21 protein-coding genes are annotated in these 21,253 nt (G+C 68.6%); 15 read left to right on the forward strand and 6 right to left on the reverse strand.

Going from position 1 to position 21,253, the window contains the following annotated elements:
- The first annotated feature begins 62 nt into the window (after positions 1-62).
- Both polA and AC5P9I_RS08585 read left to right on the forward strand, forming a co-directional pair.
- Entirely contained in the window at positions 63-2,837 is a 2,775-nt protein-coding gene (gene polA, locus AC5P9I_RS08580; protein WP_130768293.1) for a DNA polymerase I, read from the forward strand.
- A 367-nt stretch (positions 2,838-3,204) separates the two neighbouring features.
- Positions 3,205-3,684: a DUF421 domain-containing protein gene (locus AC5P9I_RS08585; RefSeq protein ID WP_057494038.1), complete on the forward strand. Its 480-nt coding sequence runs from the start codon at positions 3,205-3,207 to the stop codon at positions 3,682-3,684.
- Between the two features lie 72 nt (positions 3,685-3,756).
- On the opposite strand, the gene AC5P9I_RS08590 is transcribed toward AC5P9I_RS08585, so the two are convergent.
- The 6 genes from AC5P9I_RS08590 to AC5P9I_RS08615 form a co-directional block, all read right to left on the reverse strand.
- Positions 3,757-5,277 carry a hypothetical protein gene (locus AC5P9I_RS08590; RefSeq protein WP_495229813.1) on the reverse strand — a complete coding sequence of 507 codons (1,521 nt, stop codon included), beginning with the start codon at positions 5,275-5,277 and terminating at the stop codon, positions 3,757-3,759.
- 96 nt (positions 5,278-5,373) lie between these two features.
- Positions 5,374-6,270: an oxygen-dependent coproporphyrinogen oxidase gene (hemF, locus tag AC5P9I_RS08595; RefSeq protein WP_235644870.1), complete on the reverse strand. Its 897-nt coding sequence runs from the start codon at positions 6,268-6,270 to the stop codon at positions 5,374-5,376.
- A gap of 53 nt (positions 6,271-6,323) precedes the next feature.
- Positions 6,324-7,940, reverse strand: a complete 1,617-nt coding sequence (locus tag AC5P9I_RS08600) for a hypothetical protein (protein ID WP_103282737.1) — start codon at positions 7,938-7,940, stop codon at positions 6,324-6,326.
- A gap of 77 nt (positions 7,941-8,017) precedes the next feature.
- Entirely contained in the window at positions 8,018-8,578 is a 561-nt protein-coding gene (locus AC5P9I_RS08605; protein WP_049471165.1) for a hypothetical protein, read from the reverse strand.
- 30 nt (positions 8,579-8,608) lie between these two features.
- Positions 8,609-9,028 (reverse strand): NUDIX hydrolase, encoded by a 420-nt coding sequence (locus tag AC5P9I_RS08610; RefSeq protein WP_049471166.1) that lies wholly within the window; start codon positions 9,026-9,028, stop codon positions 8,609-8,611.
- On the reverse strand, positions 9,025-11,394 hold the full coding sequence (locus AC5P9I_RS08615) for a S9 family peptidase (RefSeq protein WP_130768292.1): 2,370 nt from the start codon (positions 11,392-11,394) through the stop codon (positions 9,025-9,027). Before AC5P9I_RS08615 ends, AC5P9I_RS08610 begins: the two co-directional genes overlap by 4 nt.
- A 161-nt stretch (positions 11,395-11,555) precedes the next feature.
- On the opposite strand from AC5P9I_RS08615, the gene AC5P9I_RS08620 reads away from it, so the two are divergent.
- The 13 genes from AC5P9I_RS08620 (at position 11,556) to AC5P9I_RS08680 (ending at position 21,252) form a co-directional block, all read left to right on the forward strand.
- Positions 11,556-12,008, forward strand: coding sequence for a hypothetical protein (locus AC5P9I_RS08620; RefSeq protein WP_049471174.1), 453 nt, complete (start codon positions 11,556-11,558; stop codon positions 12,006-12,008).
- A gap of 70 nt (positions 12,009-12,078) precedes the next feature.
- Positions 12,079-12,408, forward strand: coding sequence for a hypothetical protein (locus AC5P9I_RS08625; protein ID WP_005414880.1), 330 nt, complete (start codon positions 12,079-12,081; stop codon positions 12,406-12,408).
- A gap of 37 nt (positions 12,409-12,445) precedes the next feature.
- Positions 12,446-13,099, forward strand: a complete 654-nt coding sequence (locus AC5P9I_RS08630; protein WP_049471176.1) for an RNA polymerase sigma factor — start codon at positions 12,446-12,448, stop codon at positions 13,097-13,099.
- Positions 13,096-13,311: a hypothetical protein gene (locus tag AC5P9I_RS08635; RefSeq protein ID WP_064239511.1), complete on the forward strand. Its 216-nt coding sequence runs from the start codon at positions 13,096-13,098 to the stop codon at positions 13,309-13,311. The genes AC5P9I_RS08630 and AC5P9I_RS08635 overlap by 4 nt, the downstream gene beginning before the upstream one ends.
- Positions 13,312-13,557: 246 nt before the next feature.
- Positions 13,558-14,955: a cytochrome ubiquinol oxidase subunit I gene (locus AC5P9I_RS08640; RefSeq protein WP_049471179.1), complete on the forward strand. Its 1,398-nt coding sequence runs from the start codon at positions 13,558-13,560 to the stop codon at positions 14,953-14,955.
- Between the two features lies 1 nt (position 14,956).
- Positions 14,957-15,970 carry a cytochrome d ubiquinol oxidase subunit II gene (gene cydB / locus AC5P9I_RS08645; protein WP_049471180.1) on the forward strand — a complete coding sequence of 338 codons (1,014 nt, stop codon included), beginning with the start codon at positions 14,957-14,959 and terminating at the stop codon, positions 15,968-15,970.
- Positions 15,971-16,187: 217 nt separating this feature from the next.
- Positions 16,188-16,931: a beta-ketoacyl synthase chain length factor gene (locus tag AC5P9I_RS08650; protein WP_049471182.1), complete on the forward strand. Its 744-nt coding sequence runs from the start codon at positions 16,188-16,190 to the stop codon at positions 16,929-16,931.
- Positions 16,924-17,721, forward strand: coding sequence for a lysophospholipid acyltransferase family protein (locus AC5P9I_RS08655; protein ID WP_049416042.1), 798 nt, complete (start codon positions 16,924-16,926; stop codon positions 17,719-17,721). The genes AC5P9I_RS08650 and AC5P9I_RS08655 overlap by 8 nt, the downstream gene beginning before the upstream one ends.
- On the forward strand, positions 17,708-17,965 hold the full coding sequence (locus AC5P9I_RS08660) for a phosphopantetheine-binding protein (RefSeq protein ID WP_005411610.1): 258 nt from the start codon (positions 17,708-17,710) through the stop codon (positions 17,963-17,965). Before AC5P9I_RS08655 ends, AC5P9I_RS08660 begins: the two co-directional genes overlap by 14 nt.
- Positions 17,966-17,982: 17 nt before the next feature.
- Positions 17,983-18,240 carry an acyl carrier protein gene (locus tag AC5P9I_RS08665; protein WP_049471185.1) on the forward strand — a complete coding sequence of 86 codons (258 nt, stop codon included), beginning with the start codon at positions 17,983-17,985 and terminating at the stop codon, positions 18,238-18,240.
- A gap of 22 nt (positions 18,241-18,262) precedes the next feature.
- Positions 18,263-18,814, forward strand: a complete 552-nt coding sequence (locus AC5P9I_RS08670) for a COG4648 family protein (protein ID WP_049471213.1) — start codon at positions 18,263-18,265, stop codon at positions 18,812-18,814.
- A complete protein-coding gene (locus tag AC5P9I_RS08675; RefSeq protein WP_130768291.1) occupies positions 18,807-20,492 on the forward strand; it encodes an ApeI family dehydratase in 1,686 nt (561 codons plus the stop codon). Before AC5P9I_RS08670 ends, AC5P9I_RS08675 begins: the two co-directional genes overlap by 8 nt.
- Complete coding sequence (locus tag AC5P9I_RS08680; protein WP_049471187.1) at positions 20,482-21,252, forward strand: glycosyltransferase family 2 protein; 771 nt, start codon at positions 20,482-20,484, stop codon at positions 21,250-21,252. Before AC5P9I_RS08675 ends, AC5P9I_RS08680 begins: the two co-directional genes overlap by 11 nt.
- Position 21,253 lies beyond the last annotated feature (1 nt).

Genomic DNA, 21,253 nt, shown 5'->3' on the forward strand with positions numbered 1-21,253 from the left:
GCCCCATCGCGGTGTGCGCGCCGTGTCGCCGCGGTGCAGGCACGGGCGCGTAGAATCGGCCCATGAGCAGATTAGTCCTGATCGACGGGTCCAGTTACCTGTACCGCGCGTTCCACGCGCTGCCGCCCCTGTCCAATGCACAGGGTGAACCCACCGGCGCGCTGTTCGGCGTGGTCAACATGCTGCGTTCGACGCTGAAGGAGCGCCCGGCCTACGTCGCGTTCGTGGTCGACGCGCCGGGCAAGACCTTCCGTGACGACCTGTACGACCAGTACAAGGCCAACCGCCCGCCGATGCCCGATGAGCTGCGCAGCCAGGTCGAGCCGATGTGCCGCATCGTCGAAGCGCTGGGCATCAGCATCCTGCGCGTCCCCGGCGTGGAAGCCGATGATGTGATCGGCACGCTGGCCCTTCAGGGCCTGGCGCAGGACCTGAAGGTGACCATTTCCACCGGCGACAAGGACTTCGCCCAGCTGGTGCGCCCGGGCATCGAGCTGGTCAACACCATGACCGGCAGCCGCATGGATTCGGACGCGGCGGTGATGGAGAAGTTCGGCGTGCGCGCCGACCAGATCATCGACCTGCTGGCGCTGATGGGCGACGCGGTCGACAACGTGCCGGGCGTGGAGAAGTGCGGGCCGAAGACCGCCGCCAAGTGGCTGGCCGAGTACCAGCACCTGGACGGCGTGATGGCAGCCGCGCCGGCCATGAAGGGCAAGATCGGCGAGAACCTGCGCGCCGCACTGGAGCGGCTGCCGCTGAACCGCGAGCTGGTGACCATCCGTACCGACGTGCAGCTGGACGCCAGCCCGACCACGCTGGCCCTGCGCGAGCAGGATGTGCCGGAGCTGACCGAGCTGTATACGCGCTATGGCTTCACCCAGGCGCTGAAGGAGCTGGGCGCGCCGGTGCCGGCACCGGTGGCCGCCAGCGAGGCGACCCCGAGCCTGCGCGGCACTGCGGCCGGCTTCGCGCGTGGCGGCGTCGAGGCGCCCGCCGCCGGCACGCTGGATCCGGCACTGTCCGCGCCGGGTGAATACGAGACCGTGCTGACCGCCGAGCAGCTGCAGGCCTGGGTCGAACGCCTGCAGCAGGCCGACCTGATCAGCTTCGATACCGAGACCGACGCGCTGGACGCGATGCGCGCGCGCCTGGTGGGCATCAGCCTGGCCGTCGAGCCGGGCAGGGCGGCGTACATTCCGGTCGGCCACGATTACCCAGGTGCGCCGGCCCAGCTGCCGATGCAGCAGGTGCTGGACGCACTGCGCCCGGCGCTGCAGGACCCGGCGAAAAAGAAGCTGGGCCAGCATGGCAAGTACGACCTGCATGTGCTGCGCCGCCACGGCGTGGCGGTGCAGGGCTACCACGATGACACCATGCTCGAGAGCTTCGTGCTCAATTCCACCGCCACCCGCCACGACATGGATTCGCTGGCCCTGCGTTACCTGGGCTACAGCACCATCAAGTTCGAGGACGTGGCCGGCAAAGGCGCCAAGCAGATCCCGTTCTCGCAGGTAGGCATCGACGAGGCCAGCCGCTATGCGGCCGAAGACGCCGACATCACCCTGCGCCTGCACCACGCGTTGCAGCCGCAGCTGCTGGCCGAGCCGGCGCTGGACAGCGTGTACCGCAACATCGAGATGCCGCTGGTGCCGGTGCTGGCCAGCATTGAAGCCAATGGCGTGCGGATCGACACCGACGAACTTCGCCGGCAGAGCCAGGACCTGTCCTCGCGCATGCTGGCCGCGCAGCAGAAGGCCACCGAGCTGGCCGGGCGCAGCTTCAACCTGGATTCGCCCAAGCAGCTGCAGGCGGTGCTGTTCGACGAGCTGAAGCTGCCGGCGGTGGTGAAGACCCCGAAGGGCCAGCCCAGCACCAATGAAGAGGCGCTGGAGGCGATTGCCGACCAGCATGAGCTGCCGCGGGTGATCCTCGACTACCGCGGGCTGGCCAAGCTGCGCAGCACCTACACCGACAAGCTGCCGGAGATGGTCAACCCGGACACCGGCCGGGTGCATACCAGCTACCACCAGTCCGGTGCCGCCACCGGCCGCCTGTCCTCCTCGGACCCGAACCTGCAGAACATCCCGATCCGCACCGAGGACGGCCGCCGCATCCGCCGCGCGTTCGTGGCGCCGGAAGGCTTCCAGCTGCTGGCGGCCGACTATTCGCAGATCGAGCTGCGGATCATGGCGCACCTGTCCGAAGACCCGGGCCTGGTGCGTGCCTTCGAGCAGGGCGCCGACGTGCATCGTGCCACCGCCGCCGAGGTGTTCGGGCGCACGCTGGAGGAGGTGACCCCGAACGAGCGTCGCGCCGCCAAGGCGATCAACTTCGGCCTGATGTATGGCATGAGCGCGTTCGGCCTGGCCCGCAACCTGGGCATCGACCGTGGCCAGGCGCAGGACTACGTGGCCCTGTACTTCAGCCGCTACCCCGGCGTGCGCGACTTCATGGAGCGGATGCGCCAGCAGGCCCGTGACCAGGGCTACGTGGAAACCCTGTTCGGCCGCCGCCTGTACCTGAACGACATTCATGCCCGCAACCAGGGCCTGCGCGCCGGTGCCGAGCGCGCGGCGATCAACGCGCCGATGCAGGGCACCGCCGCCGACATCATCAAGCGCGCGATGGTGGATGTGGACCAGTGGCTGCGCGACAGCGGGGCACCGGCACGGATGATCCTGCAGGTGCACGATGAACTGGTGTTCGAAACCGAAAGCAGTTTCGTTGAAGACTTGCGTTTGCAGGTGGTGGAGCGCATGTCGCAAGCGGCCAAACTGCGAGTGCCGCTGGTGGTCGACACGGGCGTCGGCAATAACTGGGACGAAGCACACTGACGGTGTTTCAGGCCGAAAACGACGTGAATTTGTTCATGAGTCGGGTGTTTCTGACTCGACCATGAATGTTGCCCCGATTGAAATTCATTAAATGGGGCCCCTTCACGAACCGTTAGTGTTCGGAGTGCTTCTATAACTCCCGACAGGCGCAATGCCTGTTGTGGATCTCTCCCATCCCCTGGAGCAGATCTCGGAACGGGGACTCCTCCCCAAGTGCCCGTTCCCCGGCCCCGTTGACCTCCCCCTGGTCAGCGGGGCTTTTTATTTGTGCCGCCGGAACCTCGGATGGGGTCAGATCCCTTTGCCCGACGGGCAAGGGATCTGACCCCAGGTGCTAGGCTGGGCCACCGTTCCGCAGGGGAAGACCATGCCCGACCTGTTCGCCCTGGCCATGCCGTGGTGGGAATTCATCCTGCGCGCGGTGGTGGTCTATGTCGTGGTGCTGGGCATGGTCCGGCTGGGCGGCAAGCGGGCTCTGGGGCAGATCACGCCCTTCGACGTGCTGCTGATCGTGCTGCTGGGCAACGCGGTGCAGAACGCGCTGCTGGGTACCGATACGTCGCTGGGCGGCGGCCTGCTGCTGGCGGCCACCCTGATCGTGCTGAACTATGGGGTGGGCTGGTTGACCACCCGCAATCGGCGCATGGAGCGGATGATCGAAGGAGAGCCCACCGTGATCGCGCGTGATGGCCGGCTGTTGGAGGGCGTTCTCCGCCGCGAACTGATCAGCCGTGCAGATTTCGACGCCGCGCTGCGCCAGCAGGGCGGGCTGCAGATCGAAGACGTACAGATCGCCCTGCTGGAGACGACCGGGCACATCACCATCATTGCCAGGAAGAGCGCCTGACCTTGTAGAGCCCTTGCTCGGCTGCCTTGCGCCCGGAGCCAGGCATGCGCCCGGCTCAACAGGTGCCTGGCCTCAGGGCGCGGCTTCGGCCTTCAGCGCCGGCCAGTTGCGCGTCGCGTCCACATCGCAGGCGACGTGGGTGCCCTTGCCCTCCTTCGCACAGGTCGCAGCCATGGCCTGCGGAATCTTCGGGTCCGCGGTATGCGCATACACCGCGGCCATTGCCAGGCAACCTTCGCGCACACCCGCGCTGCACAGCGTCTGGAAGTAGGGCAGCGATGCGGCCCATTGTTCGTTGTTGAACAGTGCCTCGCCGGCAACCTTGCAGCCCAGCAGCTTGCCATCGGTGCAGCAGGCCTTGGCGCCGTCCTTGCGGTCCAGGGTCGGGCAGTCCAGCGGCAGGGGGATCTCCACGAAGGCCACCGGCGGTGCGCAGCTGGCATTGCCTGAGCCCGGCTTGCGCTCGTAGTAGGCGAAGCGGTTGCCGCCGTCGACGCTGGCCAGGTTTCCGTTCTTCAGCGGCTGCAGTACGAAGTCGCTGCCGACGTCGCGATGGATGAGGATGCGGCCGTCCTGCAGGCTCGCGCGCAGGCGCTGGTCGCGGCCCCCGGCTTCCACCAGGCCACCCTCGAGGAAGCGCAGCTGCGAGAGCACGCCGTACTCCGCTTCATAGCTCCCACAGGGCAGCGCGGAAGCCGGCACCGGGGCCAGTGCAGCGGCCGGTACCGAGGCCAGGCGGGCATGCGCCTCGGCGCGGCCGCAGGCCACGCCCTCCGCGCGCTGGGCGCACGACAGCTGCAGCGCCTCGTGGGCCTGCGGCAGGCGCCCACCACTCCACAGCGCCTCGGCAACGTCGGCGCAGAACGTCTCGCCGTGCTGCTGCCGGCACAGTACGGCCAGCTCATCGAGCTGCGCGGATGGCAACGCAGGGTCGACCGAATGCTGCAGGCCGAGCACGGCCTTGCCCATCATCTCCGCGCCGATCACCTCGGCGATCGCCCTGCAGCCCTCGGCATTGAAGGAGGCGGAATCCTCCTTGCAGATCTCAGGCATCGGCGGCTCGGTACGTGCAGGCGCCGGGGCGGCCTCCTTGGCCTGCCGCTGGTAAGTCTCCAGCAGCTGCATGCAGGCCGCGCCCACGCCTTCGGCGCACCAGGCATGCAGCTTCAGCGGTTCGGCCTCCGGCAACGCCTCCAGGCACTCGGAGGTGTTCATCACGCAGCCGCCCTCGATGGGTTCCGGCATCGTCGTGCACGCGGCGGAACGCTCACGGGTGAACTCGCGATAGGGCGTGCTGATCGTGCGGTCGTTGTCCGAGAAGTACCAGTTTTCCAGTTGGCCCGTGGACAGGTTGCCGGTGCCGAGCACGTCCTCCTGGCGGGCGATGCGCAGTTGCTCGGTGGCCTGGTAGGGACCGGACAGGAAACCGTGGCCTTCGCTCTCGATGGTCAGCGTGGTGTTGCCGCTGCTGTCCTTGTAGGTGCCGCAGGCCATCGATTGCGCCGCGGCCGGCAGGCTGGCCGAGGCCAGCGCGAGCACCAGCAGGGCACGCCAGCCCGCGGCGCGGGGGCGGAAGGGAACAGCAACAGGCATGGGGTCATCCTTGAAGGAGGCAGAGCAGGGCCTGTCCGGTGCAGGGCGCACCACAGGCGCGAGAAGGCGCCACGCGTCAGGCGCGGCGCCGGAAGATCAGAGCCAGTCGCGTGGCACCAGGTAGTCGGCCAGGCGCGATTCGGCACTGCCGGGTTCAGGCGAGAAGCCGTACTCCCAGCGCACCCGCGGCGGCAGGCTCATCAGGATGCTTTCGCTGCGGCCGCCGCTCTGCAGCCCGAACAGGGTACCGCGGTCATAGACCAGGTTGAATTCCACGTAGCGGCCGCGGCGGTACAGCTGGAACTCGCGTTCGCGCTCTCCATAGAGGGTGTCCTTGCGCTGCTGCACGATCGGCAGGTACGCATCAAGGAAGCCATCGCCGACCGCACGCAGATAAGCGAAATCGCGCTCGAAGTCGCCGTGCAGGTCATCGAAGAACAGGCCGCCGACGCCGCGCGTTTCATTGCGGTGGCGCAGGAAGAAGTATTCGTCGCACCAGCGCTTGTGCGCGGCATAGCGTTCTTCGCCGAACGGCGTGCACAGGTCGCGTGCGACCCGGTGCCAATGCTGCACGTCCTCGTCGAACGGGTAGAACGGGGTCAGGTCGAAGCCGCCGCCGAACCAGCTGGCCACCACTTCGCCGTCGCGCTGCGCTTGGAAGAAGCGCACGTTGGCATGGGTGGTCGGCACGTAGGGATTGAGCGGGTGGAACACCAGCGACACGCCGGTGGCGCGCCAGGAGGCGCCGGCCAGTTCCGGGCGGTTGGCCGAGGCCGACGGCGGCAGGCGGCTGCCGGCCACGTCGGAGAAGCCGATGCCGGCCTGCTCGAATACCGCGCCGTCGCGCAGCACGCGGGTACGCCCACCACCACCCTCGGCACGCTGCCACAGGTCTTCCTGGAAGCGGGCCCGGCCATCGACGGCCTCGATCGTCGCACAGATGCGGTCCTGCAGCTCGGTGAGGTAGGCGCGCACGCGCTCGAATTCGTTCATGGCGCTACTTTACCGCAGGGCCCGGGCAACGCTGCGGACAGGCGCTGGCAGGCTCAGCGCTTGCGGTTGGAAGCACGCGGCGCCGGAGTGTCGCCCGCGGCGGCACCGTCCACCGCCTCCTGCAGGACGCGACCCAGCTCCAGGGCGCTCCAGTTTCCGGTGTCCAGCACGTCGCAGGCGACGTGGCGCCCGCTGCGGTCGGCAGTGCACAGCCGCTCCAGCGTCGCGTGGGCATCCACGTCGCCGCTGTGACCCTGCGCCGCGACCAGGTTCTCGCAGCCCTCGCGGACACCGGCACGGCACACGGTGGCGTAGTGCTCTGCGGCCTGTCGCCACTGGCCGGACAGGGCAAGGCGGTTGCCGAGGATGTTGCAGCCCTGCAGCTTGCCCTCCGCGCAGCACGCTTCGGCACCGCCGCTGGCCAGTGCCTGCGGGCAGTCCCGTGGCAGCGGCAGCACCGTGTAGTGTTTCGGCGGGTTGCAGGTGCTCGCGCCCTCGCCGGTCGGCACGAATACCTGGAAGCGGGTCCACGTGTCCAGGCCCAGCAGCTGCCCCCCGGGCAACGGGCGCAGCACGAAGTCACCGCCCTTGTCGTGGCGGATGCGGATGTCGCCGTCTTCGACACGGGCACGCAGCTGGCTGTCCCAGCCGATGCCGACCCGTCCCGCATCGCCGAAGTCCAGCGTGTCCATCAGGCCACCCTCGGCGTGGAAGTTGCCACAGGGCAGTGCCGTTGCCGGCTGCGGCCGCAACGAGGTGCCCAGCGCCTGCAACGCAGGCAGGCGCTCACAGGCGGCGCTGTCATTGCCGGGTGCGCACGCTACGGCCAGTGCCTGCACCGCCTGCAAGTGATCTCCGGACTCCCACGAGAGCTCGGCCACGCGGCTGCAGAAGCCGCCATGGCTGACCTGCTGGCACAACTGCAACAGCTGCTGGCGCTGCACGGCTGGCATCACCACCGGCGTGGATGGTGACAGCACGGAGCTCACGGCTTCGACCATCGCCGCGCCCATCGCGGCCTTGACGATCTGCTCCTGCAGCGCCGGATCCGCTTCCAGCGCCGCTGCACAGGCCGGTGTTTCGTTGCTGAAGCCGCCATCCCGGCACGGCGCAGGCAGTGCGATGCCGGCCAGTGCGGTATCGAGGATGGCCTGTTGTTGCGCCTCATCCGGCGTGGCCGGCGCCCTGGCCTCGTCATGCCAGCGATCGGCCAGCTGCAGGCACATGCCCGGCACGCCTTCCCGGCACGCCGCTTCCAGCGCGGTCGGGGTCGCCTCGTGGCGGTTGTCCAGGCAGGCCGCTGCATCGGCCAGGCAGCTGCCCGCAGCCGGCGTGGCGGCTGCGGCGCACTGTGCAGGCGCCTGCAGGTTGTAGATCGTGCCGTCCACCTCGAGGGTGCGGCCACGGTCGCGCACCTGCAGCGCGCTGGGCAGGCCGTATTCCAGATTGACCAGTTGCAGCTTCCCTTCGATCTGCTGGAACGCGACCGGCGTGGGTGCGCTGCCGAAGTGCTTCTGCTCGCCACGGTTGGATGAGCTGACCCGCAGCGTGCTGCTGCCTTCGTCGGCCTTGAACAGGCCACATTGCGGCGACTGTGCGGCGGCGGCTACCGGCGCGGCGAGCAGCAACGCCCAGGCCATCCAGTGGCGGTACGGCGTGAGTGAGCGCATTGTGCGCATGTCGTCTCCTTGACGATCAAAGGAAGAACGCCGGGCGGTGCCGGGGACCCGCGCACGCCGGGTGGGAGTCAGTGGAAGCGCGAGCGCACATCCGGTCGCAGCAGGCGCCAGGCCAGCCAGCCCTGCAGGCCGAGAAGCACGAACGACATGCCGACCACGGTCAGCGTGATCAGCCAGCGTTTCAGCTGCAGCTCCTGCAGCAGGGCCGGGTCATCGGCCAGCAGCGGAATGAAGTCGCCCATGAACAGGTCCAGCCACCAGGCGGCCGCGAAGTTGGTCAAGCCACTCAGCAGCAGCAGTACCACGAAGCTCCACAGGCCCCAGCGACGTTCACGCAGCAGGCCCCAGCTGGACACGGTCGAGGCCAGGCACAACAGCGCGACGACCATCGATGCGGCGACCGGGTGCGCCAGCAGCCAGATCAGGCTGTGCAGCTGCTGGTGCTGCACTTCGCTTTCCACCAGGCGCCACAGCGCGAGGTTGTGCAGCGGCCACAGCACCAGTCCCTGCAGCACGAAGTAGACCGTCAGCAGCAGTGACAGCCAGAACGAGGCCTGTGCCACCGGGCGCACCCAGGCGTGATAGGCCGGGGACGGCGGCGAGGGGATCGACGGGATCGACATTGACATCCGATGTCCTTGCAGTCGGCGCCCGCCTGCTCAGCGGGCCGTCACCCGGGTGGCGACCGCCGGCAGGATATGGTGTTCGCTCAAGGGTGCCAAGGGCAGGCCATGCGGCGGTTGCAGCGGCACCCAGGCCAGTTCGGCGATCTCGGCGCGCGCCTGCGGCGTGCCGTGCACCTGCACCCACCACGCCTGTGCCTGCACGCGGTGGCCGGGCTCGTTCACCGCCCAGTCCTCGAACGTGCCCAGCGCGATGGCGGCATCGGCGCACAGCTGGACGCCCAGTTCTTCGTCCAGCTCGCGGGCCAGCGCCTGCAGGGGTGCTTCGCCGGGTTCGGGCTTGCCACCGGGCTGGATGAAGCGGCGGGCACCGTGCTTGCGCACCAGCAGCGCCCGGCCGCGGTCATCCAGGATGACCGCGGCCACGATCCGGATCGTGGCCGCGGTGTTGCTCACTTCAGGTTCTGCTCGAACAGCTTGAGGATGCGCTTGTACTGGTCCAGCCAGGAATCGGCGCGCACGTAGCCGTGGCGTTCCAGCGGGTACGGTGCGATCGACCAGTTGTCCTTGTGCAGCTCGATCAGGCGCTGGGTCAGGTTCACCGAATCCTGGAAGAACACGTTGTCATCCATCATGCCGTGGGCGATCAGCAGGTTGTCCTGCAGGTTCTGCGCGTACTCGATCGGCGAGGACACGCGGTACGCCTCCGGGTCGATGTCCGGCGTGTTGAGGATGTTGCTGGTGTAGCCGTGGTTGTAGTTGTGCCAGTCGACCACCGGGCGCAGCGCGGCGCCGGCCTTGAAGGTGCCCGGCGCACGGAACAGCGCCATGAAGGTCATGAAACCGCCGTAGGAGCCACCGTAGATGCCGGCGTGGTCACGGTCGCCCTGCTGGGTGTCGACCAGCCAGTCCAGGCCGTCCTTGTAGTCATCCAGTTCCGGGTGGCCCATGTTGCGGTAGATCGCCGTGCGCCAGTCGCGGCCGTAGCCCTCGCTGCCGCGGTAGTCCATGTCCAGCACGATGTAGCCCTTCTGCACCAGCAGGTTGTGGAACATCTGCTCGCGGAAGTAGGCCGGGTAGCGCTGGTGCACGTTCTGCAGGTAGCCGGCGCCGTGCACGAACATCACGATCGGGTACTTCTTCCCCGGTTCCTTGTTTTCCGGCTCGTAGTACTTGGCCCAGACCACGCCGGCACCGTGCTTGGACGGTACCGCGACCAGCTTCGGCTGGATCCACTGGCGTGCCTTGTAGTCGGCGGTGCGGGTGTCGGTCAGCACGCGTGCCTGGCCACCGGCACTGGGCAACACCGCCAGCTGCGGCGGCAGGTAGGCACCGGAGTAACGCACCAGCAGCTGCTGGCCGTCCGGCGACAGCGAGAAATCCTCCACGCCGTTGAGGCTGGTCAGCTCGCGCACCTGGCGGCTGCCGGTGTCGACCGCGCAGACTTCGTAGTCATGCGGCGCCTGCTGGTTGCACAGGAAGTAGAAGCCCTTGCCATCGGCCGACGGCACCGGCGCCGAGGTTTCCCACTTGCCGCTGGTCAGCGCCTGCGGCTTGGCGGTGCCGGCCTGGGTGTACAGGTGCGAGAAGCCCGATTCCTCGGACAGCAGCCACAGCGTGCGGCCATCGGCCATCCAGCCGAAATCGTTGAAGCCCCAGTTGATCCAGGCGTTGTCGGTCAGGCGGTGGCGGTTCTGCACGCGGCCGTCGGCGGCATTGACGCTGATGATCCAGCGGTCCTTGTTGTCGTTGGCACGCAGCATCACGGCGGCCTGCTGGCCATCGGCGCTCCAGCGGATGCCACCGCCCATGAAGTCGCTCATCACCTGCACGCTGCGCTCGCCCTTCAGCGCGTCCTTGCCGGCCTTGCGGCGCAGTTCGGCCAGCGGGTCGGTGCTGATGCCCGGCAGGCTGGCCAGCGAGAGCTTTTCGGCCTTGCCGGTGCGCACGTCCACGTACCACAGGGTGTGCGGTTCGAAGCCGTTGCGGCCGACGCGGGTGCGGGTGTCCTCGGTTTCCTCGTAGCCCGATTCGGTCACGTACAGCGGCATCTTGCTGGTGCGGCCGTCGTCGAAGTCCTTCGGCTTGGTCACCACGATCAGGTGGGTCAGGTCCGGCGACAGCACGCTGTCACCGATCTCGACGTCGGCACCCAGGTAGACCGGGCCCGGTGCGCGGGTCGGGTCGGCCTGGCGCCAGCGCTGGTCCTGGTCCTTCAATGCCTCGCGCTGCTCGCGGTCGCGGCGCAGGGTTTCCAGCGTGCGCAGCTGCTGGTCGCGCAGCACGTCGGCCTTCGGCGGCGTGCGCGGGTCCTTCTCGGCCTTCAGGCTGGCCACCTGCTGCACGCCGCTGGCGGCGGTCCAGTGGAACCAGTTCTGGCCGACGCGCCAGATCACGCCGTTGTCGGCGGCAAAGTTCACGTTGCCCGCGCGCTCGTTGCTGCGGGTGAGCTGGGTCAGCGCGCCGCTGCGCAGGTCGCGCACGAACACATCGCCATTGCGCACGAAGGCGCTGCGGCTGCGGCTGCGGTCGTAGACCGGCTCGGCCACGTCCAGGGTGCCGCGCTGGTCATCAGCCACCTGCGCGGCCACGCCGCCGGCCACCGGCTGGCGGAAGGTATCGCGTACCGGGCTGCCGTTGCGCTTGAGCTGATACTCCACCTGCTGGCTGTTCCACGACCACCAGGCCTTCTCGACCGGCGGACCGATCCAGTCCGGGTCGGCCATCGCCTGTTCAATGGTGATCGGCGTCGGCGCGGCATGCGCGGCCGGTGCGGCCAGCACGGCCGACAGCAGGAGGGACAGGGGCAGCACTCGGAACATGGGCGGACGGCACCAGAAGAGGAAACCGGGCAAGCGTAGCAGCCGCACGGGCCCGGGGCAGGGGCCACAGGTCATGGCAGCGGAATCGGCAAAATGGCACCGCCCGGCTCGCTGCGACGGCGTGTGCGGCATGATGGCCATTCCCTTCGGATGGAACCGATATGTACTGCTACGACTACAGGATCTCTCTGGGCGTGCAGCACCCCACGCAGGCCGGTGCCGGGATTGCCGCCCGGCTGGATCTGGAACCCGGGTTTACCCGTGGTGCCGGGACCGGATACAGGGATCGCGACGGCACCCTGATCAGGGTGCATGCGGCGACCCGCGTGGTGTTCGTACTGGAGAGGGGCAAGGACGGTTGGTTGATGGATGCCTGGCCGGCGTTGGTCGATCTCCTTCGGGCACGCGCCGACGTGATCAGGGAACTGCTGCAGGAGGGGGCCGCGATCGGCCTGCGTGTCGGCATCTTTGGAAAGACCGCATGGGCGGGTTTTGTGCTGGATCAGCAGTTGCTGCGACTCATGGCGGACCTGCAGCTGGATTTTCAGGTGGAGACCTACTTCCCGGACCCGGTGGACGCGCCCGGCACCAGCGACGAGGTAGCAGACGCCTAGTGCAACCGGTTGCCATGGTCGCGCATCCATTCTCCTGAACCCGCATCATCCACCGAACAGGAGCCCGACCATGCAGGAACTGATCCCGATCACCCTCTTCATCTGCATCGCCTACGCGATCCACGCCATTGCCGATGCGCGCGCGCGCAGCAAGCTGGTGGCCCCGCACGTGCCGGAGGAAGTGATCCGCTCGCTGGCCGTGCTGGAAGAAGAGCGCCGCCGCCAGGGCGCGCTTCGCTGGGGCATCAGCCTGGTCTGCCTGGCCCTGGCCATGGCCCTGCTGGAAGCCATCGGTGCCCGTGACCTGACCTTTGGCGCCGCCGCCGCGCTGGTCGGTAGTGCCGGCCTGGGCCAGCTGCTGGCCTGGCACTTTACCCGTCCCGCCGCACGCAAGGGCTGAGCCAGGACATGCCACGGGCACAGGGGGCGCCCCGCGCATGAGCCTGCTCGGCGAAGCGCTGTCGGCACTGCGGGGCCGTCGCCGCGAGGATACGGCGGCGACGGCGGCACCCGCCGAACCGCTGGATGGGGACCAGGCCCTGGTACGGGCCATCATCGATGGCTCGCAGGCGGCCTTCGCGCAGCTGGTGGAGACCCACCAGCGCACCTGCGCGCATGTGATCGGACGCATGGTGGGCGACCGCGACCAGGTCGCCGACCTGCTGCAGGAAACCTTCCTTGCGGTGTTCCGCCAGCTGCACCGGTTTCGTTTTGAATCCTCGCTGCGCACCTGGGTTTCCCGGGTCGCCTACACCACTGCACTGCAGCATCTGCGCCGGCGGCGGCTGGAGGCGCAATGGAGGGTGGCGGTGGAGGTGCCGGAGGAACTGGGGATCGGCGATGAAGGCCCCGGGCCCGCCGAGTTGAGCGAGGCCCTGCAGGCCGGGCGCCAGCTTGGCGCGGCACTGGAACGGCTGAGCGCGCCGCAGCGCCTGATCGTCGGCCTGCATTACCTGGAGGATTTCGATCTGGCCGAGATCGAACAGGTGACCGGGCTGGCACGCGGTACCATCAAGAGCCACCTGCACCGCGCGCGCCAGGTCCTGAAGCAGGAACTGACGCGGCATGCCACCGCCGGAGAGCTGCTGTGAACCGACCGACCGACCCTCGCGATGCGGAAGCGCGCGCGCTGGCACAGGCGTTGCGTGAGCAGGCGCAGCAGGAAGCAACGCCGGATGTGAGCGAGGCGCTGCAGAAGCGCATTGCCGCTGAGTCGCGCGACAGTGGTGTGGTCTATGTGGTGGTGCAGGTGCTGTTGTTTGGCGCGCTGCTGGCTGCAGCGGCCTGGTATTTCTGGCACTGAGGCACCCGCCGGGTGATGGGCCGCTCCAATCGCTGCTGGTAGATGCCGACCTTGGTCGGCGTTTGGGTGTGTGTGCCAACCAAGGTTGGCAGCTACCAAAGCGCTTAATCCGTGGTGTTGGGCCATGCCTGGCAGGCCTTCCGCCTGCGACAAAGTGAAGCAGCGCGTCACCCGGTCGCATCCCACCTTAACGAAATCCTCCTAAAGTGGTCCGGTATCCCACCGGTCGCAGGCAGGAGGCGTCCCTTGGACGCGTTGTTGTTGTCCCGGATCCAGTTCGGATTCGTCATCAGTTTCCACGTGCTGTTTCCGGCCTTCACCATCGGCACGGCCAGCTGGCTGGCCTTCATCGAATGGCGCTGGCTGCGCACGAAGTTGCCCGTGTGGCGCGAGCTGTATTTCTTCTGGCAGAAGATCTTCGCGGTGTCGTTCGGCATGGGCGTGGTCAGCGGCATCGTCATGGCGTTCCAGTTCGGCACCAACTGGCCGCGGCTGAGCGAGGTGGCCGGTACGGTCATCGGCCCGCTGCTGACCTACGAAGTGCTGACCGCGTTCTTCCTGGAAGCCAGCTTCCTCGGCGTGATGATGTTCGGCTGGGGCCGCGTCTCGCCGCGCCTGCATTTCCTGTCCACCTGCATGGTGGCGCTGGGCACGCTGTTCTCCACGTTCTGGATCCTGTCGTCCAACAGCTGGCTGCATACGCCGGCCGGCTACGAGATGGTCAACGGCGTGGTGCATCCGGTGGACTGGTGGCAGGTGGTGTTCAATCCTTCGTTCCCGTACCGGCTGGCGCACATGGCGCTGGGTTCGTTCATCACCACCTGTTTCGTGATCGGTGGCGTGGGTGCGTGGTACCTGCGCAGGGGCACGCACGTGGAAGCGGGCCGGCGCATGCTGATCGCCGCCGTTGCATTCGCCGCGCTGACCGTGCCGGTGCAGATCTTCGTCGGCGACATGCATGGCCTGAACACGCTCAAGCACCAGCCGATGAAGATCGCGGCGGTGGAAGCGCACTGGCATGAAACCCGGGAAGGCGAGGGCGTACCGCTGGTGGTGTTCGCGCTGCCCAACGAGAAGGAAGAGCGCAACGATTTCGAAGTGGCCATTCCGAAGCTGGGCAGCGTGATCCTCACCCATTCGCTGGACGGCACCTTCGACCCGCTGACCTCGGTACCGGCCAGCGAGCGGCCGCCGGTGACGCCGGTGTTCTTCGCCTTCCGCATCATGGTCGGGCTGGGCACGCTGATGCTGCTGCTGGCCTGGGTATCGGCGTTCCAGCTGTGGCGGAACAGGCTGCTGGATTCGCCGTGGCTGCTGCGCGGCTGGAACTGGATGCTGCCCAGCGGCTTCATCGCGCTGCTGTCCGGCTGGTTCGTCACCGAGATGGGCCGACAGCCATGGGTGGTGTATGGCCTGCTGCGCACCGCCGATGCGGTCGGCCCGCAGAGCGCGTGGATGACGGCGTTGTCGCTGGGCGTGTACGTGGTTGGCTATGCCTTCGTGTTCGGCTGGGGCATCTGGTACCTGGTGAAGATCCTGCGCCACGGGCCGCAGCCATATGCCGAGGGGCCGTCGCTGGACCATGGCAGCCACACCCCGGCACGCCCGCTGTCGGCGGCCGACGAACCGCTGGAGGAGCGCTGACATGGACCTGATGACCTGGCTGCCGGTGGCGTGGTTCGCGGTGATCGGCTTCGGCGTGCTGATGTACGTGGTGCTGGACGGCTTCGTGCTCGGCATCGGCATCCTGGCCCCGTTCGCCGAGGACGAGGAGCAGCTGGACCTGATGATGAACACCGCCGCGCCGATCTGGGACGGCAACGAGACCTGGCTGGTGCTGGGCGGCGCCGGGCTGCTGGCGGCGTTCCCGAAGGCCTATGCGGTGCTGTTGTCGGCGTTGTACCTGCCGGTGCTGCTGCTGGTGGTGGCGCTGGTGTTCCGCGGCGTGGCGTTCGAGTTCCGCTTCAAGGCACACCGGTCGCGCCGGCTGTGGAGCGTGGCGTTCGGCCTCGGCTCGCTGCTGGCGACCTTTGCCCAGGGCGTGATCCTGGGCACCCTGGTGCAGGGCATCCCGCTGGTGGACGGTGCCTACCAGGGCGGCGCGTTCGCCTGGTTCAGCCCGTTCGCGATGCTGACCGGTGCTGCGCTGGTGGCCGGCTATGCGCTGCTGGGCAGCACCTGGCTGATCCTGAAGACCGAAGGGCGCGTACAGGCGCTGGCGCGGCAGATGACCCGCCCGCTGGTGGTGGCGGTGATCGCGGCGATGGGGCTGGTCAGCAGTTGGCTGCCGTTCCTCGATTCGCGGCTGATGGCACGCTGGTTCAGCGACGGCAACTTCTGGTGGCTCTCGCCGGTGCCGCTCCTGACCCTGGCGGTGGCCGCCGCGCTGTGGCGCAGCGCGACCCATCCGCGCCGCGACCTGCCACCGTTCCTGCTCAGCCTGGCCCTGTTCGTGCTCGGTTTCCTTGGCCTGGTACTGGGCATGTGGCCGTACCTGCTGCCGCCGTCGATGACCCTGTGGCAGGCCGCCGCGCCGGCCTCCTCGCTGGGCTTCACCCTGGTCGGGCTGGTCATTCTGCTGCCGGTCATCCTCGGCTATACGGCGTGGTCGTACCGGGTGTTCCGCGGCAAGGTGCACGCCGATACCGGCTACCACTGATGGGTTGAAAGCGGGGCCCGCCGGTGCCGGGCCCCGTGTTGGGGAATGTGAAACCTGCACACCCTGGGCAGGACGTGCTAGCGTGCGCTCCTTTCCGGCAGCCAGGGGGGCAGCCGGCGACGTCCTGGACGGACGCACGGCTGCAGGAATGGGGGGCCGCCGCGCGTCGCCGTAATGGCTCGTGCCTATCGTTCTCCCATTGAAGCACCGTCGCTAAATGATCGAATTCTCCATCGTCGACTGGGCCGCCTGGGCGCCCGGCCTGAGCGAGCGTAGCCAGTGGTTGGGCTGGGCCGGTGCGCCATACCTGCCGCAGGGCGAAGACACGCCGGCACTGGCCGAGATCCCGGCGATGCAGCGCCGCCGCATCGAGCGGCTGGGCCGGATGGCGATCCAGACCGCCTGCTGGTGCGAGGATGGGCAGGGCGCGGACAGCCAGGTCCCGTTGGTGTTCGCCAGCCGCCACGGTGACGTGGCCCGTTCGATGGACCTGCTGGGGGCGCTGGCCAGCGATCAGCCTTTGTCCCCGACCGGGTTCGGCCTGTCGGTGCACAACGCGATCGCTGCCCTGTACTCGATCGCCCGCGGCCACCGCGGCAACTACCTGGCGCTGGCCGCTGGACAGGCCACGGTCGAGGCCGCCTGCCTGGAGGCCGCCGGTCTGCTGGCCGATGGTGCGCGCGAGGTGCGGGTGGTCGTCTACGAGTCGCCCCTGCCCGAGATTTACGCGACGTTCGCTGACGAACCCGACCCGTTCTTTGCCTGGTGCTGGCGATTGACGGCACCGACAGCGGGTCAGCCGGTGCTCTCGCTGCAGTGGGACGCGGCGCCGGCTATGGCCGACACCGCCCCGGGCACGCTGCCGCACGCGTTGGACCTGCACCGCTTCCTGCTGTCCGGCGCGCCGGCGCTGGAACATGTGGCCCAGGGCCAGCGCTGGCGCTGGGGACGCCGTGGCTGAGGCGCTGCGCCGCCTCGATCACGCCTGGCGGGTGCTCGGCACCGGCCTGAGCTTTGCCGCGTTCGGCGTGGGCGGCCTGCTGCTGGGCGTGCTGGTGATGCCGGTGCTGCTGCTGATGCGCGACCCGGTGGTCCGCCGCCGCCGCGCCCGCCGCGTGGTCCAGGTCGCCTTTGCCAGCCACCTGCGCCTGATGCGTGCGCTGGGGGTGATGACCTACCAGATCGAGGGCGGTGAGCGCCTGCAGCGCGACGGCCTGCTGGTGCTGGCCAATCATCCGACCCTGATCGATGTGGTCTGCCTGATCTCGCTGCTGCCCAACGCCGACTGCGTGGTGAAGCGGGCCGTGGCCTGCAACCCGTTCATGCGCGGCCCGGTGCGGGCGGCCGGCTACATCGCCAACGACGACGGGGCGGGCCTGGTCGATGACTGCGTGGCCGCGGTGCATGCGGGCGGCACCCTGGTGATCTTCCCGGAGGGCACCCGCAGCGTGCCGGGCCAGCCGCCGCGGCTGCAGCGCGGGGCCGCCAACATCGCCGTCCGCGGCCGGCTGGACATCACCCCGGTGCGGATCACCTGCACCCCGCCCACGTTGACCAAGGGGCAGAAGTGGTATCGTGTACCCTCACGTCGCTTTCACGTTCGGCTGCAGATCGGCGAAGATATCCCGATCGCGCCCTTCCTGGCCGATGACGACTCGCCAAGGGGGGATGCCTTGGCAGCACGCCGCGTCACCGAGCACCTTTCTCGTTATTTCGACCTGTCTGGAGATCCGCCCCGTGCAAGCACTTGAGCACGAGATCAAGGAATTGATCATTTCCTCCCTTTCGCTGGAGGACATCACGCCGGAGGACATCGATCCGACCGCGCCGCTGTTCGTCGAGGGCCTCGGCCTGGATTCGATCGACGCGCTGGAGCTGGGCCTGGCACTGCAGAAGAAGTACGGTGTCAGCCTGTCGGCCGATTCGGAAGAAACCCGTCGCCATTTCTCCAGCGTGCGCGCGCTCGGCGAGTTCGTCGCCGCCCGCCAGTCGTAACGGCGCCAGGAATTGCCATGACCAAGAATGAACTGTTCGAACGCATCGTCAGCATCCTGACCGACAGCTTCGAGATCGACGCCGCCCGGATCACCCCCGAGGCGCGCCTGTATGACGACCTGGACATCGACAGCATCGATGCGGTCGACCTGATCGTGCAGCTCAAGCCCCTGCTCGGCCGCAACCTGCAGCCGGAAGCGTTCAAGGCCGTGCGCACCGTGCAGGACATCGTTGATGTCGTGCATGGACTGCTGCCGGACCAGGCAGCCGCCTGACCGCAGCGCCGGCGGCTTCGCCATGGCTCGCGCACGTACCGTCGTGGTGGCAGCGATCTCGCTCGCCTACCCGCTGCTGGTGTACCTGGCGATGGGCCGCTTCGAGCCGCGCTGGCTGTCGCTGCTGCTGTTCACCCTGGCGCTGCTGCGTGCGCTGACCACGCGCCAGCCATTGTGGTGGGCCGCCGCGGCCGGGGCTGGCCTGCTGGCCGTGCTGGCCACCGTGCTCAACCAGGCCCTGCCGCTGAAGCTGTACCCGGTGCTGGTCAATGCGGTGATGCTGGCGGTGTTCGGCACCAGCCTGCGCTTCGGGCCGCCGCTGGTGGAGCGCCTGGCGCGGCTGCAGGAGCCGGACCTGCCCCCGTTCGCGGTGGCCTATACCCGCCGCGTCACCCAGGTGTGGTGCGGCTTTTTCGTTCTCAACGGCAGCCTGGCCCTGCTGACCGCGCTGTACGCGTCGGACCGGGCCTGGATGCTCTACAACGGATTGTTGGCGTACGTGATGATGGGCGTGTTGTTCGCAGGGGAGTGGCTGGTGCGGCGGCGGGTGAAGGCGGCGCACGCGCATGGCTGAGTGGATTGCCCTGGACCGGCTGCTGCTGGAGGCCCGGCCGCAGCGCAGCGTCGGCCTCTGCAATGGCGAGGTGATCGACCATGCCGGCTTCCGCCAGCGCGTGCTGGCCTGGCGCGCCGCCTTTGCGGCGGCCGAAGGCCGCGACTGGGCCCTGTACTTCGATGACGCCGTGGCCTTTGCCGCGGCGCTGTTCGGTGCCTGGCATGCCGGCAAGCGGGTGTTCCTGGCCGCCGACAACCTGCCGGCCACGCTGCAGGCGTTGCAGCCGCAGGTGAGCGGTTTCGCCGGTGATGTCTGTGCCGATTACCGCCCGCTGGCCGCACCGGATGCTGTGCTGGACGACGGGCTGCAGGCGCTGGACGAGCGCGCCTGCGAGCTGTGCGTGTTCACCTCCGGCAGCACCGGCCAGCCCAGTGCGATCGGCAAGCGGCTGGACCAGCTGGCGCGCGAGGTGGAGGCGCTGCAGGCCGCGTTCGGCGCGCAGATGGAGGGTGTGCAGGTCCATGGCACGGTCTCCCACCAGCACATCTACGGGCTGTTGTTCCGCGTGCTGTGGCCACTGGCCGCCGGCCGCCTGATCCATCCGCGCCGGTTCTTCCACGAAGACCTGGTCGGCGCGCTGGCCGGTACCGACACGGTGCTGGTGGCAACGCCGGCCCACCTCAAGCGCCTGCCCGAGCAGCTCGACTGGGCCAGCCTGCACGGCCGCCTGCGCGCGGTGTTCTCCTCCGGTGGCCCACTGCCGGAAGAAGCGGCACGACAGGTGCGGCAGTGGCTGGGCGTGGCCCCGACCGAGGTCTACGGCAGCAGCGAGACCGGCGGCATCGCCTGGCGCCGCTGGGACACCGACCTGCCGCCGTGGCAGCCGTTGCCGGGCGTGCAGTGGCGGATCGACGACGGCTGCCTGGCGGTGGCCTCGGCGCATCTGGACACCCCTGACTGGTGGCGCACCCAGGACCGTGTTGAAGCCCTGGCCGACGGCCGCTTCCGCCTGTTGGGCCGGGCCGACCGCATCGTCAAGATCGAGGAACGCCGGGTATCGCTGGATGCGCTGGAACGCGCGCTGCGCGAGGATGCCGAGGTGGATGACGCGCGTGTACTGGTCCTGCCGGGCCATCGCGAGCAGCTGGCCGCCGTGGTGGTGCCGGCCGACCCGGCGCTGCTGGAGGGCGGCGACGCTGCGCGGCGGGCGCTGGGCCAGCGCCTGGGCGCACGCCTGGCCAACGCGCATGACGCGGTGACCCGGCCGCGCCGCTGGCGGCTGGTGCAGGCGCTGCCGATCAATGCGCAGGGCAAGGTGACCCAGGCCGCGCTGGCGGCGCTGTTCCAGCCGTTGATGCCGGTGCCGGCGTGGGACCGCCGCGATGCCGCCAGCGCCACCCTGCGCATGACCCTGGACCCGGCGCTGCGGCCGTTCCAGGGCCACTTCCCACAGGCGGCAATCCTGCCCGGCGTGGCGCAGCTGGACTGGGCGGTGCGCTTCGCCCGGCAGACGTTCGTGATGCCGGCCGCGTTCGTGCGCATGGATGCGGTGAAATTCCAGCACGTGGCCCGCCCCGGTGACGAGTTGACCCTGCAGCTGGACTGGGATGCCGCACGCAACGTGCTGGCCTTCCGCTACACCTCCAGCCACGGTGTGCATGCCAGCGGCAGGGTGGTTTTCGCTGATGCGGACTGATCCGGCCGTTGCCGGTGCCGCATTCGCGCCACTGGTTGTGATTCCCGTCTACGACCACGAGCACGCCATCGCGGCGGTGGTCGATGGCGTGCAGGCCGCGGGGCTGCCCTGCCTGCTGGTCGACGATGGTTCGCACGATGGGTGCGCGGCGGTGCTGCGCGCGCTGGCACAGCGCCAAGGCGTCGACCTGCTGCGCCTGGACATCAACCAGGGCAAGGGCGGGGCGATGCTGGCCGGTTTTGCCGAGGCCGGCGCGCGTGGCTACAGCCACGTGCTGCAGATCGATGCCGACGGCCAGCACGATACCGCTGACCTGCCACGCTTCATCGAAGCCGCGCGCGCCCATCCCGAGGCGGTGATCTGCGGCATTCCGGCTTACGACGCCAGTGTTCCCAAGGCGCGCCTGTATGGCCGCTACGCCACCCACATCTGGGTCTGGATCAACACGCTGTCGCTGCACCTGCGCGACACCATGTGCGGCTTCCGCGTGTATCCGCTGCCGCCGGTGCTGCGCCTGATCGGTGAAGAGACCATCGGCCGGCGCATGGATTTCGATACCGAAATAATGGTGCGCCTGTACTGGCGCCGGCTGCCGGTCGAGCACCTGGCCACGCGGGTGACCTATCCGTCCGATGGCGTGTCGCACTTCGATGTGTGGCGCGACAACGTGCGCATCAGCCGCATGCATACCCGCCTGTTCTTCGGCATGCTCTGGCGTGCGCCGCGCCTGCTGTGGCGCCGCCTGCGGGGGCAGCGCTGAG

This window comes from Stenotrophomonas sp. YJH_SMC_29, from assembly GCF_059371235.1.

What these genes read in the sequence shown, in the direction of transcription:
- AC5P9I_RS08625 (WP_005414880.1), top strand. Translation starts at nt 12,079, where the DNA reads ATGCAGGAACTGATCCCGATCACCCTCTTCATCTGCATCGCCTACGCG.
- AC5P9I_RS08600 (WP_103282737.1), bottom strand. Translation starts at nt 7,940, where the DNA reads ATGCGCTCACTCACGCCGTACCGCCACTGGATGGCCTGGGCGTTGCTG.
- AC5P9I_RS08590 (WP_495229813.1), bottom strand. Translation starts at nt 5,277, where the DNA reads ATGCCTGTTGCTGTTCCCTTCCGCCCCCGCGCCGCGGGCTGGCGTGCC.
- AC5P9I_RS08585 (WP_057494038.1), top strand. Translation starts at nt 3,205, where the DNA reads ATGCCCGACCTGTTCGCCCTGGCCATGCCGTGGTGGGAATTCATCCTG.
- AC5P9I_RS08605 (WP_049471165.1), bottom strand. Translation starts at nt 8,578, where the DNA reads ATGTCAATGTCGATCCCGTCGATCCCCTCGCCGCCGTCCCCGGCCTAT.
- AC5P9I_RS08620 (WP_049471174.1), top strand. Translation starts at nt 11,556, where the DNA reads ATGTACTGCTACGACTACAGGATCTCTCTGGGCGTGCAGCACCCCACG.
- AC5P9I_RS08675 (WP_130768291.1), top strand. Translation starts at nt 18,807, where the DNA reads ATGGCTGAGTGGATTGCCCTGGACCGGCTGCTGCTGGAGGCCCGGCCG.
- AC5P9I_RS08630 (WP_049471176.1), top strand. Translation starts at nt 12,446, where the DNA reads ATGAGCCTGCTCGGCGAAGCGCTGTCGGCACTGCGGGGCCGTCGCCGC.
- AC5P9I_RS08665 (WP_049471185.1), top strand. Translation starts at nt 17,983, where the DNA reads ATGACCAAGAATGAACTGTTCGAACGCATCGTCAGCATCCTGACCGAC.
- AC5P9I_RS08680 (WP_049471187.1), top strand. Translation starts at nt 20,482, where the DNA reads ATGCGGACTGATCCGGCCGTTGCCGGTGCCGCATTCGCGCCACTGGTT.
- hemF (WP_235644870.1), bottom strand. Translation starts at nt 6,270, where the DNA reads ATGAACGAATTCGAGCGCGTGCGCGCCTACCTCACCGAGCTGCAGGAC.
- cydB (WP_049471180.1), top strand. Translation starts at nt 14,957, where the DNA reads ATGGACCTGATGACCTGGCTGCCGGTGGCGTGGTTCGCGGTGATCGGC.
- AC5P9I_RS08615 (WP_130768292.1), bottom strand. Translation starts at nt 11,394, where the DNA reads ATGTTCCGAGTGCTGCCCCTGTCCCTCCTGCTGTCGGCCGTGCTGGCC.
- polA (WP_130768293.1), top strand. Translation starts at nt 63, where the DNA reads ATGAGCAGATTAGTCCTGATCGACGGGTCCAGTTACCTGTACCGCGCG.
- AC5P9I_RS08670 (WP_049471213.1), top strand. Translation starts at nt 18,263, where the DNA reads ATGGCTCGCGCACGTACCGTCGTGGTGGCAGCGATCTCGCTCGCCTAC.
- AC5P9I_RS08650 (WP_049471182.1), top strand. Translation starts at nt 16,188, where the DNA reads ATGATCGAATTCTCCATCGTCGACTGGGCCGCCTGGGCGCCCGGCCTG.